13 protein-coding genes and 1 riboswitch are annotated in these 15,383 nt (G+C 34.5%); of the genes, 3 read left to right on the forward strand and 10 right to left on the reverse strand.

All coding sequences use genetic code 11. The features are described from left to right. Positions 1 to 45: 45 nt before the first annotated feature. Positions 46 to 222, reverse strand: a riboswitch (M-box (ykoK) riboswitch). A 96-nt stretch (positions 223 to 318) separates the two neighbouring features. Beyond that, on the reverse strand, positions 319 to 936 hold the full coding sequence (locus J2T59_RS01605; protein ID WP_259133352.1) for an adenosylcobinamide amidohydrolase: 618 nt from the start codon (positions 934 to 936) through the stop codon (positions 319 to 321). A 203-nt stretch (positions 937 to 1,139) separates the two neighbouring features. Between J2T59_RS01605 and thiC the strand changes: the two genes are divergently transcribed. Next, positions 1,140 to 2,414: a phosphomethylpyrimidine synthase ThiC gene (thiC, locus tag J2T59_RS01610; protein WP_259133354.1), complete on the forward strand. Its 1,275-nt coding sequence runs from the start codon at positions 1,140 to 1,142 to the stop codon at positions 2,412 to 2,414. Positions 2,415 to 2,437: 23 nt separating this feature from the next. Here thiC and J2T59_RS01615 read toward each other — a convergent pair whose 3' ends face one another. The 4 genes from J2T59_RS01615 to lonB are packed head-to-tail and all read right to left on the reverse strand — an operon-like array spanning position 2,438 to position 8,143. After that, a complete protein-coding gene (locus tag J2T59_RS01615; protein ID WP_259133356.1) occupies positions 2,438 to 3,502 on the reverse strand; it encodes a 4Fe-4S cluster-binding domain-containing protein in 1,065 nt (354 codons plus the stop codon). 33 nt (positions 3,503 to 3,535) lie between these two features. Beyond that, positions 3,536 to 4,858, reverse strand: a complete 1,323-nt coding sequence (locus J2T59_RS01620) for a TldD/PmbA family protein (RefSeq protein ID WP_259133358.1) — start codon at positions 4,856 to 4,858, stop codon at positions 3,536 to 3,538. 2 nt (positions 4,859 to 4,860) lie between these two features. Then, a complete protein-coding gene (locus tag J2T59_RS01625) occupies positions 4,861 to 6,192 on the reverse strand; it encodes a TldD/PmbA family protein (RefSeq protein ID WP_259133359.1) in 1,332 nt (443 codons plus the stop codon). Further along, on the reverse strand, positions 6,179 to 8,143 hold the full coding sequence (lonB, locus tag J2T59_RS01630) for an ATP-dependent protease LonB (protein WP_259133361.1): 1,965 nt from the start codon (positions 8,141 to 8,143) through the stop codon (positions 6,179 to 6,181). The genes J2T59_RS01625 and lonB overlap by 14 nt, the downstream gene beginning before the upstream one ends. A gap of 504 nt (positions 8,144 to 8,647) precedes the next feature. Between lonB and J2T59_RS01635 the strand changes: the two genes are divergently transcribed. Next, positions 8,648 to 9,100, forward strand: a complete 453-nt coding sequence (locus J2T59_RS01635) for a hypothetical protein (protein ID WP_259133363.1) — start codon at positions 8,648 to 8,650, stop codon at positions 9,098 to 9,100. A 172-nt stretch (positions 9,101 to 9,272) separates the two neighbouring features. Continuing rightward, positions 9,273 to 10,082 (forward strand): DUF1638 domain-containing protein, encoded by an 810-nt coding sequence (locus J2T59_RS01640; protein ID WP_259133365.1) that lies wholly within the window; start codon positions 9,273 to 9,275, stop codon positions 10,080 to 10,082. On the opposite strand, the gene J2T59_RS01645 is transcribed toward J2T59_RS01640, so the two are convergent. From J2T59_RS01645 to J2T59_RS01665, 5 genes are all read right to left on the reverse strand, one after another. Next, on the reverse strand, positions 10,079 to 10,288 hold the full coding sequence (locus J2T59_RS01645) for a hypothetical protein (RefSeq protein WP_259133367.1): 210 nt from the start codon (positions 10,286 to 10,288) through the stop codon (positions 10,079 to 10,081). The genes J2T59_RS01640 and J2T59_RS01645 overlap by 4 nt on opposite strands. A 51-nt stretch (positions 10,289 to 10,339) precedes the next feature. Then, complete coding sequence (locus J2T59_RS01650; RefSeq protein ID WP_259133368.1) at positions 10,340 to 10,699, reverse strand: carboxymuconolactone decarboxylase family protein; 360 nt, start codon at positions 10,697 to 10,699, stop codon at positions 10,340 to 10,342. 168 nt (positions 10,700 to 10,867) lie between these two features. Beyond that, positions 10,868 to 11,977 carry a DNA topoisomerase IV subunit A gene (locus tag J2T59_RS01655; protein ID WP_259133369.1) on the reverse strand — a complete coding sequence of 370 codons (1,110 nt, stop codon included), beginning with the start codon at positions 11,975 to 11,977 and terminating at the stop codon, positions 10,868 to 10,870. Beyond that, positions 11,978 to 13,843 (reverse strand): DNA topoisomerase VI subunit B, encoded by a 1,866-nt coding sequence (locus J2T59_RS01660; protein WP_259133370.1) that lies wholly within the window; start codon positions 13,841 to 13,843, stop codon positions 11,978 to 11,980. Positions 13,844 to 13,859: 16 nt separating this feature from the next. Beyond that, positions 13,860 to 15,350 (reverse strand): replication factor C large subunit, encoded by a 1,491-nt coding sequence (locus J2T59_RS01665; protein WP_259133371.1) that lies wholly within the window; start codon positions 15,348 to 15,350, stop codon positions 13,860 to 13,862. Positions 15,351 to 15,383: the final 33 nt, after the last annotated feature.

The following is a 15,383-nucleotide window of genomic DNA, read 5'->3' on the forward strand; positions in this document are numbered from 1 at the left end:
AGTGTACAATAATACCTTGCTAACGAAATATGAAACCATTTCTTAGTAACACTCTCCTAGTTCAGTTTTGGCATAATCAAACGTAGAATAGAATCCGAACTTCTATTCAGCTGGATTGGTAGAGCCTTAAGCCGACAATCCCTGCTTTACCCATTGGCATCTCTCGATGTTTTTGGGCACCAGCCTATGTTTCAAAAGTAACCTCACCCAACAAGGTGTTCTGTAATCTGCTTTATTAAGAGGCTGATTACAGGTCTCACTATATATATGAATTTCGACAATATATAAAGCAAGCCAGGGTTGAATTGGCAAAGAAAATTAATCAACCAAGTTTGTGCTTATTTCAGGATGTGTTTTTAGTATACTAGAACAAACACATTTTTTGACTGATTTTATTAGATCACTACCAAACTCAGTATAGCTACCAGTATATTGTGTAATAGTATCCCCATTTTTTGAAGATGTTTTATCTTCAGCCACCACCACTGCATCAGTAGTTGTTCCTAGAAAATCAAATCCTAGATCTAACAAACACAAACTTTTAGCTTCTGTAGCTGTAATAATAGCACTTGCCATTGCTCCCTTTGATAAGGCTATTTTAGATACTATTATAATGTTTATTGTTCCGATATTTTTTAGCTTAAATGGAGATGGATGAGTAATTCCAGCTGTGACAAATACAGTCATATTTTCATTTTGTTCAATACATAAATTTGTCATGTCAACCGCTGTCAAAAGTCCAAAATATTTACCCTTAATGTCATTTAATTGTGCTAAATTTACTACATATTCGATTGGATCCTTATATTCAAAGTCAGAAGTTACTGAATGATTAAATATACAAGATACTTTTGACATACCACCATTTATACCTGTACTAATTGCTTCAAAATTGCCCTTTATTAAAAGTGTATTATTTTCAATATGGTATTTCATATGATTAAATCCTAAACTTATTTATAGATATGATTAGTTCTGTACAAATAACTTATTAGATATAAGTTCTTATTACCACCTAGTTTGCAATAACTATATATTAAAAAAACATCTTTATTGAACTGAATTTATCTGCTTTTTTTAACAATTATTGTGTAAAGGAGCACACTCTTTAATTACTAAGTTAAAGTGATGGAAAAACTATGACCTTAATGAAAGATGCAAAAAATGGTATTATTACAGATGAAATGAAAAAAGTTGCACTATTTGAGGATATTGACGAGGAGACAATATGTTCATGTGTAGCAAAGGGTTTAATTACAATACCAAAAAACATCAAAAGAGATTCAAAGCCTTTTGCTATTGGAAAGTATATGAGCACAAAAATAAATGCAAATATAGGAACTTCACGTGATTTTACAGATGTTGATAATGAAGTTTTAAAAGCAAAAGCTGCTGAAAGTGCAGGTGTTCATACTTTAATGGATCTATCAACTGGTGGTAACCTTGATGCAATTAGAAAAAGAATAATCAAAAATATTACCATTCCTATTGGAACTGTTCCTATCTACCAAGCAGCTGAGTCAAGAAGTTCAGTAGTTGATATGACAGCAGACGATATGTTCAATGCCTTAAGAAAACAGGCGGATGATGGAGTTGAGTTTGTAACTATACATGCAGGCATTAACAAAAATTCCATAGAACGGCTTCAAAAAAGTGATAGAATCTTAGATATAGTTAGTAGAGGAGGATCTTTCACACTTGCATGGATGTTGCACAATGAAAAAGAGAACCCATTTTATGCAGAATACGATTATTTACTTGAGATTGCGGCAGAATATGATCTAACTATAAGTCTAGGTGATGGAATGCGTCCCGGATGTGTCGCCGATGCAACAGATCGACCAAAATTTATCGAATTTATTATACTTGGTGAATTAGTTAAGCTATCAAGGGAAAACAACATTCAGACTTTTGTAGAAGGGCCTGGACATGTTCCGATCAACGAAATCGAAATCAGTGTCAAAAGTATGAAACATTTATGTAACGAAGCTCCTCTATATTTACTTGGACCATTGGTGACAGATTTAGCTCCAGGTTACGATCATATTACCGCTGCCATTGGTGGTAGTGTTGCTGGTATGCATGGTGCCGATTTTCTTTGTATGACAACACCATCCGAACATCTTGCGCTTCCAACAATAGATGACATTAAAGAAGGGGCAAATGTTACTAAAATTGCAGCCCACGCGGCCAATCTGGTAAAAGAAGGTCAGAAAGAAAAAGAATTAGAACTAAATAAAGAGATGGCATACGCCAGAAAAAGTTTAGATTGGGACAAACAGTATAAGCTTTCAATTAACCCTGAGCATGCACGTAATATTAGAGAAAGTAGAATTAGCTGTAGTGATGCTTGTTCCATGTGTGGGGATCTTTGTGCAATGAAGATAATAGATAAGGCCTTAAACAAAGTTTGAGTATGAGGTTACAAATACATCAACTACACAATGTCCAAAGTTTCTTTTTCTTTTACAAACAAAGAAGCTTTTTGCATTTCTTCCTTTGTTAAGCATCGGTAAATCTTTGGATCTTCATATGCTTTATAGTGTGGATAATACTGAAACATCAAGTTAAATCTTATTTTAGGAATATTTTCAGCTATCCAAACCACTAAAGGATAAGTACAGCATTCAATGTGATTAGGTAATAAAAGATGTCTAATAAGAATTTCTGATGTAGAATAGGCTTTATGGAAGTTTCTTGTGACAGTGTTCATATACTCGTTTGCATTTGAAAGCTTTTTAGCGCATTCGTCATTTCCATATTTGAAGTCACCGAGATATAAATCAACTACACCCTCAAGCAGTTTAGAAGTCTCTATTGAATGATACATGTTAGAATTCCAAATTATAGGCATATTAGTATCTATATTGTTCACTATATCTAAAATCGTGTGCAAGTGGGGTATTGGTGTTACAAAATTTATGTTAAGAGATTCTTTTTTTCTTCTATCTTCAACAATTTTAGCAAGGTTGTAAGAATCAATTTCAATACCACTTTGTGGAGATGTAGATATACTGCAATTTTGACAATAAATACATGAGAATGTGCAGCCTGTAAAGAAAACAGTATGTGAAGGAACAAGTTCTGGCTCTTCCCCCATATGAATAAACTCTGTCGCATATTTTGATATTTCTCCAACACCACAATATCCGACTTCATTGGATGTTCTGTCTACCCCGCATTTTCTTTCACAAAAACAACAGTTTTGAAGCAGTTTTTGACTAATTAAAAGTTTTAATTTCAAGAGTGAGTTTGATACTCCATTTTTTGTAATATAACCCATTCTAGCTGCACTGTCTTTTATGATCTTTTTATATTCTTCAATTCCCTTATCATGGATTTCCCATAGACTATTTATTGACATTTTATGGTCAAATTTTAAAGGAATACTTTGAGCTACTTTAAATGCAGCTGTCTGCTTATTATAGGCTATTTCCCTATAAGTTGATAGAAACTTAGGTGAAGACATAGATTCAATGGCCTTATTAAGCTTAATACACATTAAATATTAATCTTTCTTAAGATAAGTTCAGCATTAAGAACCAATTACTTTCATATCAGTCAATTTTATGGATGGCGTTACCGTTCCACCAACCAGCCTAACATCAAATCCAGCACCTGAGATTTTATGTAGTAATTCGAATATATTGCCCGATATCATTACAGATTTAATAGGTTTACTTATTTCACCGTTTTTGATAGTAAATGCATTTCTAGCTTCCACTGAAAAATCTCCAGAAATAGAGTTTGCAGTATGAGCACCTATCAGTGATGTAATATATATACCATCAGCCGTTTCTTCGACAACATTAGATTGTGGATATTTTAAAATAAAATTTCTTGGGGCTATGTTTGGAATCATATTATATGAGCTTCTTGTTGAATTACTAGTAGACTCAGTACTGTCCTTGCCAGCAGTATAACTATCATAGAGATATGAATTGAAAATACCGTTTTCTATTATTTTTGTTTCTTTTGATGCTGACCCTTCATCATCACAAATAGATGTATTGATCCCATTATCTAACAGACCACTATCAATAATGCTTAGTTCTTCTGAGCCTATTTTTTCTCCAATTTTTCCTTTTAGACTAGACCTTCCTTTTTGTACATTATCAGAATTAAGAGACGGAACAAATGAGCTTTCTAGTAAATCAGTAATTGCAAAAGGATGCAATATAATATCCGTTTTCTGAGATGTTATGGACTCTCCATTTTGTGATTTTAGAGCCAATTGAGCTGCATTTTTACCAATATTATGTATATCAATATCAAGGTTTCGAGATATTTGAAAATCATATGCAGTAGAGATATGGCTTGGGTTACTTGCTCTAGCTATAGTATCCACAAAACCAGAGACTAAAGTCTCTTCTTCGAACACATTGACTCCATTTGTATTCATAATCAATTTTTTCCCATATGAACGTGAAAAGCTACCTGATGTCACATCAACACCATCTAACTCATCTACTGATTTTATCATTTGATTTGTTAGCTCGAGTGATGTTTCCAATTCCATAAATTTAATGTTTTCATCCATTATTCCACGAACTTTTGGATATTTTGAGTTAGAAGGAAGTGCTTGCCAATCAGGATCGTTTTCTCTGACACGGGCTGAAGATACTGCTCTTCTAACAGCTTCTTCAACTTTACTTGAAATATTGGTACTAGCAAAGCCTACAGAACCATTTATTATTGCCCTTATACCAATACCTTCTACTTTTTGCTCTTTCGCACTTTCTATCTTGTTATTCCTAACATCAGAGCTCGTAGAGTAATTCGTTTGAACATATACTTCAGCCTCTTCGGCTCCTTCAGAGGTGGCAAGTTTTAGTGCCGCTTCTCCAAGTTCGTACATTATTAATCACCACCCACGAGTGCCTGAGATACAAATATATGAGGAGAACCATCTGCTACTGGGATTAGCTGTCCATTTTTACCACATCTTCCAGAGTGCATTTTAAGATCATTTCCTACCAATTCAACATTATTTAATATATCTAAAGTATTACCAGATAGTGAAACGTTCTTTAATAGGTCAGTTATTTCTCCATTTTCTATTAAATAACCTTTCTCTGCGTTGAACTGAAAAATACCCTCTCCTGTATTAACCTGACCACCACGTGATCCGCTAAGATATATCCCATCATTGATCATCTCAACCATTTCATCAAAATTTGAATCGCCATTTTCTATGTAAGTATTACTCATTCTTACTATAGGTGTTGAATAGCCTTGTGACCTGCAGTTTCCAGGCCTTCCTCCTAACTCATGAGCTGTTTCTCTAGAGTGCAAGAAGGAGTTTAGTACTCCATCTTTAATGATATTATTTTTTTTAGCTTGTGCACCTTCAGAGTCAAAGGGGTAGTATCCATACTCGTGTAATGTTGGGTCATCTATGACGTTTACTATAGAAGATGCTACACTTTCACCAATTTTCCCTTTTAATACAGAACTACCTTCTTGTACTAAATCAGCTTCAGAAGCATGTCCAACCGCTTCATGAACAAAAACACCAGCCAGTTCAGGATCAAGTATAACGGGTAATGTCCCTCCAGGTGGTTGTTTTGCACTTAAAAGATCTACTGCAGTATTTCCAGCATTTTGTGCTAAATCATAGGCATCATGTAAATCAAAAATTTCATAGCCATGTATACCAAACCTGCTTTCTCTTCCTACCTGATATTGATCATTCTCTGAAGCAATTGCACTTATTGCAAATCCGGTCCTAACAGATTCATACTCGCAATCAATTCCTTCAGAATTGGTATATTCTAGTTTAACCTGAGATTCTGCATACATCAGGCTAGTACTTTTCACACCATTAACTCTTGCATTTTTTTCGATGTCTTTAAGTAATGAGACTTTCTCTGCAATCGATATATCATTAGGATTGATTTTTATAGTTGGTAAATTCCCTATTTTAGGGTCTTCAATTGAAGCAAGTTCAATCTTATCTTTTGGGCTATAAGAATTCATTTTATAGGCTAGCTCTTTAGCAGAGTCCAGAGCATTATTTAATTCTATCTCTCCTTCAATAGATGTAAAGCCCCAAGACCCATGGCAAAGAGCTCTGACACTTGCACCCTGACTAAAGTTGACTGATATGTCATCTACATCACCATTATCTAACGTAATGGCGGTTACTGTACCTTCAATAATTCTAGCATCAAAAAAGTCAATTTGTGACATTGTTACTACCTTTGTTTGAATTATTCACTTTATTAAGTGATGCCGGAACTACTTCTGGTATATCGAGATTCAGCTGTAGATGAGTTACTTTTTTTAATTTATTGATTATAGTTGTTTTTTCTTTACCGACCAAACTGTGCTCAATAACTTCAGTTATTGTTGAGACTGGTATGATTTCTACTAGCTCTTTGTAATGATCTTCTATTAAAACATCAGCTTCGTTGGCCTTTGGAATGATAACTTTTTTAATTCCAGACTGAGCAGCTGCCTCAATCTTATAAGTAACTCCACCCACAGGCAATACGTCACCTCGAACAGAAAGTGAACCCGTCATAGCAACTTGTTGATCTACTGGAATTTCTTCAATTGCTGAGATAACTGCTGTTGCAATTGAAATTGAAGCACTATCGCCTTCAACACCTTCGTAAGTTCCTACAAACTGAACATGTATATCTCTATTTGTAATATCTTTCCCAGTAACATTTTTAATTACTGCAGATACATTTTGAACTGCTTCTTTTGCAATATCCTTGAGCATACCTGTGGCAATAACGTTTCCTTGAGCTGTAGATAGAGGTGGTGTTGTTTCAGCGATAATTGGAAGAACAATACCTGAATCTCCGCCCATAACTGCTAGTCCATTAACTCTTCCTATAGCAACTCCCTCTTTTGAGAAGAGTTGATAATCTTTTCTTCTTTCAAGATAAGTATCTGCAATCTGTTGTTCAATTGACCTTGCGGTTCTTTTTGCATCAACTACATGTTTTGCAGTTGTTACTTTTTCACCATTGGACCGAGCGATATCACCTGCAACTCTTACAAGACCACCAAGGTCACGAAGTTTTAGGGTTAAATGTCCTTTTCGTCCCGCTCTTCTTCTAGCTTCTCTTATAATTTCTTCTACTGCTTCTGAATTAAACGGAGGTATATTTCCATCACTAGCCACTTCTTGAGCTACAAATCTATAGAGTTTTTTAAGATTTTCTTCATTTTCTTCCATTGAGTCACGCATATAAACTTCGTATCCATATCCTTTTATACGTGATCTTAATGCAGGATGCATTTTTTCAATCGCATCAAGATTCCCTGCTGCAACCATTATAAAGTCACATGGAACAGCTTCAGTTTTAACAAGTGCTCCTGAACTTCTTTCAGATTGCCCTGTTATAGCATACTCTTTTTCCTGAAGTGCTGTTAATAGGCTCTGTTGAGATTCTAGTCTAAGTGTGTTAATCTCATCAATGAATAATACACCTTTATGAGCTCTATGGATATCACCACTTTCAACCCTGTCGTGAGAAGGTGTTTCCAAGCCACCTGACTGGAATGGGTCGTGCCTGACATCTCCAAGAAGAGCACCTGCATGTGCACCTGTTGCATCAACATATGGAGCATGTTCTTTCTTATAACTTGAAACAAGTAGCTTTGGTACCATCATATCCTCTTTAGGTAAAAAGTGTCGGGATAAGAGTAGAATTAAAATAACAGCAATAATTCCCCAAAGCAATTGCCCCACATAAAACGAATATATAAGAATACCAAACATAATCAACATAATAATCATGTTTCTGGATTGAGCTTTCTTTCTAGCTTCCATTTTATGTGCAGAAACGATTTCTTTGCCTTTGCCTGCTGGAACTTTCCTGATCTTAGGATTGTTTTGGTCTTCAAAGTTTGGATATGCTAGAACATCTTCAAGTTCTTCTTTTGGTAAGAGTTCAGCCATTGCTTTGGCTAGAAGTGATTTACCAGTACCGGGAGTACCTATCATCATTACATGTCTTCTCTGTCGAGCAGCATTTTTTACCACTTCAACTGCATGCTCTTGCCCAATCACTTGGTCGATAAGTTTATCAGGTACTTCGATTGAGTCTGTTGTTTCAATATTAGAATCTACTATGTTGGTCTCTTCTTTAGTAGTATCTTCTTCATTAGTGGTTTCATTTTCCATGTTTGATTCTCAATAGTTATGGATACAATAAAAGTCTTAGTGTATCAGTAATTTAAGCAAAATGGTGTCCATCATTTGATTATGTTGAAAGTATAGATTATTCCACTTTCTATAGGTATATGGATAAGATTTAACACAATATTTGCATTTGAATTGCCTTTACTCCAATTCAGCTTGCTTTATACCTTTTTTGTTTAGGATCGAGCAAATCATTCGGGTAGATTATTAGTAAATACTTCAGCCCATTGGTAATCAAGGGATGAAATATCATAAACAAGTTGATTATGATGACTATTTTCTGTATTGAAAGTTACACAAACTTTATATAACTAACGCCATTTATAACTTTTGATATCTTATATAATATATTTAGGTTGATAATTTAATATTTACTACTAATACGGTCGAATATAATAAATAGATATAGAATTATAGTTGTTTTGAATAATTGATTACGTAGAATTGGGATCATTTATTAAAAATTAGAGTAGTGTCGTGAAATAAATGAGAAGAAAAGTCTTAATCTCCTTATTATTAGTATCTGTTATTCTTTCGATGCCTATAGCCTATGCGATATCTGACCATAATTCAGCCGAATACATGCATGTATACCATATGACAATAAAGTTTCAAGAAGAAAATGCTGAAGTTTCGCTTTATTACAATTTAGATCTTTTCTCTAGTATTTACACATTATTCTTAGGTAGTAGAAATTTAGAGCAGACCTTTGAAAATTTCTTGTACGAATTTGATTCAATAGAAATTAAAGAGATTGGTAGAAACTATGCAATAATTAACGTGTATGATATTTCAAGGGAAGCTGACCAATATTATTTACATGATTCAAAAAAATTGGCTGCTCCAGTAGATGTTCTAACTATCATATATCCTAATGGAGCTCAAAGAGCGCATAATGATGTGGATGCTACACCAAACATTTTTTACTCTAAAGCTTAAAGCCACTATATTTAGAAGGAAATTTACTCAACAAACTTCTGTTTATATAGTTTCACGGCATGATTATAGTGCAGCCACATGAACAAGAACTGAATTTTTTTAATAAAAACATCTTTATCTTTTCAGCAAAAATACTTTAAGAATTAAGTCGAATGTTTAACAGGGATTTTCCATGAAAAATAAAAGTTCAACAAATATCGGTATTGTTCTGTGTAAGATATTCGAAGATGAATTAATACATATTATCCAAAAAGGACCCTTACCAAAAAATATTCTTATTATCGATAATGGAGAAGCTGATAACTTTACTGAAAAGCTCGATTCGCAAGGATTACCATACAGTAAGTTTAAGCAAAAAGAGATTGAACCATATCTTAATCAGGAAGAAACAAATGGAATTGTACTTATTATACACATACTAGAACTTGCATTACACGCACATCCAAACAAATTGAAAGAATCTGTTTATGAATCCATTAATGAAATGTCATCTTATTGTAATGGGATATTCTTATTATATGGACTATGTGGAAATGTGCTTGCTGATGTAGAAAGTGAATATAATTCATCTGAGACGGCTGTGAAAATTTTAAGAGATGATGAGGGCATAATAGTTGATGACTGTATAGCTGCGGTTCTAGGTGGAAGAAAGGAATACCTCAAGACATTAAAGAGTTGTAGGGGATCTGGAACTTTTTTCTTAACACCAATGTGGGCAGCTAATTGGAGAGATATGGCTAAATCTGCTGGAATGTGTGCGGATCCTTACGATGATGAAATGTCCAAGTTTGTTTTTGAACAAGTTGGTTATAATACCGTTGGAAAAATTGATACTGGACTAAACTACGAAAGAGATTTTCATCAAAAAGTAGAAGAATTTGCTAAAATATTTAATTTCAAGATAGTAGATATGAATGGAAGCCCAAAACTAATTGAAAAGTGTTACCAGGAATTTCTTAATAATGTGGTTGAAAGTGATTAAAGTTCTTTCAAATAAAAGTGTTTCATTAACTTAGCTATGATGAATGCAACAGCGCCTATCAATAATGCCATTAATATTACCAAAATAGGATTTCCCTGATCAGCAAACCTCATCATTAAATAAAAAAGGATAGTTATGATACCAGCTGAGATTATCATATAGAGGTAAATTTTATTATCTAAATTAATTTTAGTATCTTTATCCATTGAATCACCTCTATATAAAAAATAGTTAAAGCTAATTGTTGACAATGATTTTTAGAAACCTAGTCTATCCATTTCTTCAAGAACTACAATACTAAAGTCAGTGAAGTTTTGAACACCACTTGTCCATGTAGCTATCATCATCACATCTTCAATCTCCTGACGTGTTGCATTAAATTTTTTTAGCCTTTCAAGTATTTTCTTAGCACTGTCCGTATTATTCTTTGAGCAAGCTATAGAAAATGTGATTAGATGCTTTTGTTTCATAGATAGGCCATTTTCTCTATCTGTCCATATCGATTTGTATAGCTCAGAAATTCCATTCGCAAAGCCACTATCTACACTTTGAGCATATTTAACTGCCCTTGGCATGAACCCTTTGACATCTTTTACTTCTTCCTTATTTGCTGACATATGAATCAACTAAATGAATTGTTGATACATGATATAAGATTTTCTATAACCTTGACTTTGTAAATAAACTACTTGTTTTCTGACAAATGTCGTAAGAATAGCCTCAACACTTAAAAATGAAAGTTATAAATCTGAATGAAATTGGCTGATTAATTGATACTTCTTGATTTAGATTATACCAATATCGGATAATCTATCGGGTAGATATATATCTGTTACAAAATCCAATCCTTTACCTGCAAAAGCCTGCTGTTCTGCCTTTTTTTGGATTTCTAATTGGAGATTTATTTGTTCATTCCAATAATCTGTCTCAAACCTCGGGTCTGAAAGTTCACTTCTTAGTGCGCTTATATCTTTATCCGTTAATTTATCAGTAGATAGTTCATATTCAACGATATCTGTTGGTTGAACTCCAATAAATTTTGCAGCAGGTGTAGCCATAAATTCAGATAAGTGTGCACTTTTGATTGCTCCATAAGCAATTGAAGCATAAATTCTGTATGACCATGGGTCTCCATCAGTAAATACTGCCACAGGTATACCAAGTTCTTCGTTCATTCTTTTAATCAATCTACGAGTAGATCTAGCAGGTTGTCCTTTTAAATGGACAAGTATAGCATTATATTTTTCATCAAATCCGTTTTCAATCAGTCTTGCGTACATACCACCTGTTTCAATGGCGATTATGAAATTTGCATCATGGTCCACAAAGTTTATGTTCTCTACATTGAAAGGTATTTGATAACCACTTTCACCTATATCTTCCTGACAGTGTATTATCCGGTCACCCCTTTTTGTCTCTTCATGAATCCTAATAGGTCCAAACATGGTTGCTCCATCTTCTTCTGGACGCATGTGGAAATATTCCCGCTGAAGATTTGTGATTATTTCAAGGTCTTCAATTAGCCTATCACTTTCAGGTTGCTCTTTAAACTTAGCAACATCCCAGTTTTCAGAAATGTAGTATAATTCCCTTAAAGTTGAACCACGGTTTTGAGATAGGTGATTGCTCAATAAAAAATCAATTGTATGGGTGGTCTTCAGTAGTTGAAATGCACCTTTAACCGTCTTAGAACTTCTTTCACTTTCTCGTCCCCCATATACCCATACATCACTTTCATCATTGTACTCAATGTTTTTTTTGGTTCGGCTAGGCATAACTATGTTTGGAATTATGCCTTCCTTGAATTGATCATATAAGGATTCTGTTACCTTTAATAAATTCTGCTTAGCCAGCCGATCATGTTCAAGTTTCTTTTTTGAGATTTCAGACGCCATTTATACCCCTTTCACACATTTAGCACCAGTTACAAGTTCTTGTTCCATTCCTTCCACGATAATATTTCCTAATTTATTTTCATCATTTTCATCAATTAGCTCTAAAGTATATGTTAAGGCTTTAGAGTTACCTGGGTTTATTTTTACAGGCCAAATATAATCATACTGATCACCAACACTCACAACCTTTGGTTCAGGACTTGCCCTTTTAATTTCATAAGGAAGAAGTTGATGAATATCAAACTCGAACGATTTGGAGCCATGGTTATTTATTTTAATTCTAACATTAATCTCACCTGTCTCATGTTTATCTGCACTTGAGTCAATATGCACGTTACCCATGATCTTAGCAACAACTGGGCTTATATCAGGAACTGGTTTTTCTAGCGTATTTGCAAGCTTTTCAGCCATTTTAGGTAAAACTTTGGTGATTATAATTTCCTTTTCTCTTCTCTTTTTAAGTGTACCTTGTCGCTTCAAAAATCTATTAAGCTTTCTAGCAATTTCTTTCAATGCAAGCTCAGTCTCATTTTGTATAGCAGGTATTTCTGCGATAGCATCTTTTGACTCTGAAGTGAATGGTACATTCGTAGAAGCCACATGAACCAGAAGAATAACTGGTCCGATTGGAAGCCCCCCTCCAGGCTGATTAAGACCATATTGTTTCCATCGAATGGATTCAATTGCTCTAGTGGTCACACAGGCACCTTGTTGATATAGTAAAGGAACACGATTTGCAAATCTTGAGATATCAACTCTATCGTCCTTTTGAAGTCTGCCACCATACGCGATTCCAACTTCTATAACAAATGGGTTCCCCGAGTATACAGATGGAGATCGTGTAGCTGTAGCTATAAAATCAACGTCAAACTCCTTTTGAAGCCCTTTATATATCAGTTCTTCTCCAATTGGAGATAAACAGTCTGTTGGAGGTGACATGATTTTCACTTTTTTAAAGGCCTCTAAGATTTTCTTCGCCTGGTTTCGATCGATATCATGCGGGTCAATATCAAAGTCTAATCCTGAAGCTTTACATATCTCTTCAGCTGTAAAAAGACCTATTTTAGAAAATGAGTAACGTAAAAAAGCACCAAGTTTCTTTCTTTCTGTATATCGCAACATTCTCATTAGTGTGCCCAGTTCAATTCCATGTGGATGTGGTAAAATTTCCTGTGCCTGTTTAGGTAATTTGTCTGTCGCACGTTCAAACACAATTTCATTTCCATCCGGCTCTATTAAAGTAATTCTTGCATGTGGCGTCACAACAGCCGTTGATTTCAAATATTCATAGACTGACTGTCTTCTACCTTTTACATAAGAAGCTTCCATTTCTAACTCTATTCTAGTCCCCTGGTTTCGGTCCCAGTCAATCTCCTCATCTTTAAAGATTTCAGGTTCATTCGTACGAGTGTTAATCATCAATTCATAATAATGTGCAGGAGAGTGTGCTCCTATTTTAGAAATTATCTTAGTAGGTTGTCCTGAAGTGAGTTGAGAATATAGAACAGCAGCTGATATACCTATTCCTTGTTGCCCTCTACTTTGTTTTAGTGAATGAAACCTAGAACCATATAGTAATTTAGCAAACACTTTAGGTATTTGTTCTTTTACAATACCCGGTCCGTTATCTTCAATAGTTACAATAACATGATCTTTACTAATCCTCTGTACATGAACTAAAATATTTGGGAGTATTTGAGCATCTTCACATGAATCCAGTGAGTTATCTACAGCTTCTTTGATAGTTGTAATCAAACTCCTTGGCCCTGAATCAAACCCTAATATTTGTCTGTTTTTTTCAAAGAATTCCGCTACACTGATGGCTTTTTGGTTTTTTGCGAGTTCTTCAGCGATTAAAGTACTCATGTGATTTACCTCATGATCAAAAATCAAATATTGTTTTTTGAGATTTTTTGTTTTCTTTCGAAGATTTTTCATTGTCTACCAGACTAAGACTGTTTTCTTCATTGTTTTTTTGTTCGTCTTCAGCCTTGATATCCATCTTGTATTTATCTAACTCTGATACACTTGCTTGCTTCTTTTTAGATTGATAAAATAATGTTTCTTCCTCTTGCTCCTTGTATGAGCGAGTTTGTGCAATTTCATAAATTTCCTTCATTTTTTTAGTAGGTTTTGTATTACCAGAAAGATATACAACCTCATCCATGCTCAAATCAAGTCTCGATATTGCATCGATAGCATTATTTTCATTTTTAATAAAATGAGAGTATAAAGGTATTAAATTAGATCTTGAATACCTCATTGATTCATTACAGTGTTCACCAATCTTTACAGATACATTATCTCTAAGATTTCTTTTTGTTCTTAATTGCCCGAGTCTTCTCCACATAGAAGGCGGCTGATATCTCACAAATCCAGATTTCCGCTTACTCCCAGATACTAGAACCCCAGCGGTCATCATCATACTCGCATATTTCCACAAACCATAATTTTGTCTTTTTTTAACTCTACCAAGATAAATATCTGAGCGTGAAAGACAAAAAAGTCCATTTATTATATCCTCATTTATTTTTTTATCATCTGTCATATACTGATAAATCAGGTTTTCATCTATCCAGTGTATAAGGTCTTCTGGGCTCTCATCAAGCGAATATACTGACCTATAAGCTTCCACAATATTATGTCCCTTGAATATCTTAGGAAGAACTTTGAATATTGAAGCTTGTGTATCTCTTGCAGATATAACAATGTCTTCAAGGTTTACCTCATCTCTACCCATTGATACTGCTTGGAAATCATTTAGTGCACTTCTTAGATCTCCATCTGCTCCTTCTGCGATTTTTTCAAGGACACCAACACCACATTTAATGTTTTCATTCACTGCAATCCTTTTTAGAAGAGGAATCATTGACCTAGTTTGAATTGAATTGAACTTAACTTCAACAGAATATGACCTGATGGTCGATGCCACGCCATACATATCGTTAGCAATTAGTATAATAGGTTGATTTGTCTCTTTTACCATCTTACCAATTGCACGTGTTCCTCCACGATCACTAGTTCCATGAAGATTATCAGCTTCATCAAGAATTATGAGACGTTTAGAAGTACTACCATCCAATGAATGCATTGTTGAAGCTGAACCGGCAATTCTTTCAACAGCATCTGCAGTTCTTTTATCACTTGCATTGAGCTCAATTATATCCCAGCCAAAATCAGCAGCTAGAGCATGAGCTGCTGATGTCTTCCCAATACCTGCTTTTCCTGTAAGTAAAAGAGCTTTTTTTTCTGGGATGTCACGAATCCATTCATCGGCCCAACGACTCATAGTCTCAATAGCTTTTTTATTACCCACTATTTCAGAAAGAGAACGGGGGCGATATTTTTCGGCCCATTCATCTATAGTCATCATCTTGTATACTCATAAAGGGGAAAATTAATTAAT

This window comes from Methanosalsum natronophilum (assembly GCF_024808815.1).
Taxonomy (GTDB): domain Archaea; phylum Halobacteriota; class Methanosarcinia; order Methanosarcinales; family Methanosarcinaceae; genus Methanosalsum; species Methanosalsum natronophilum.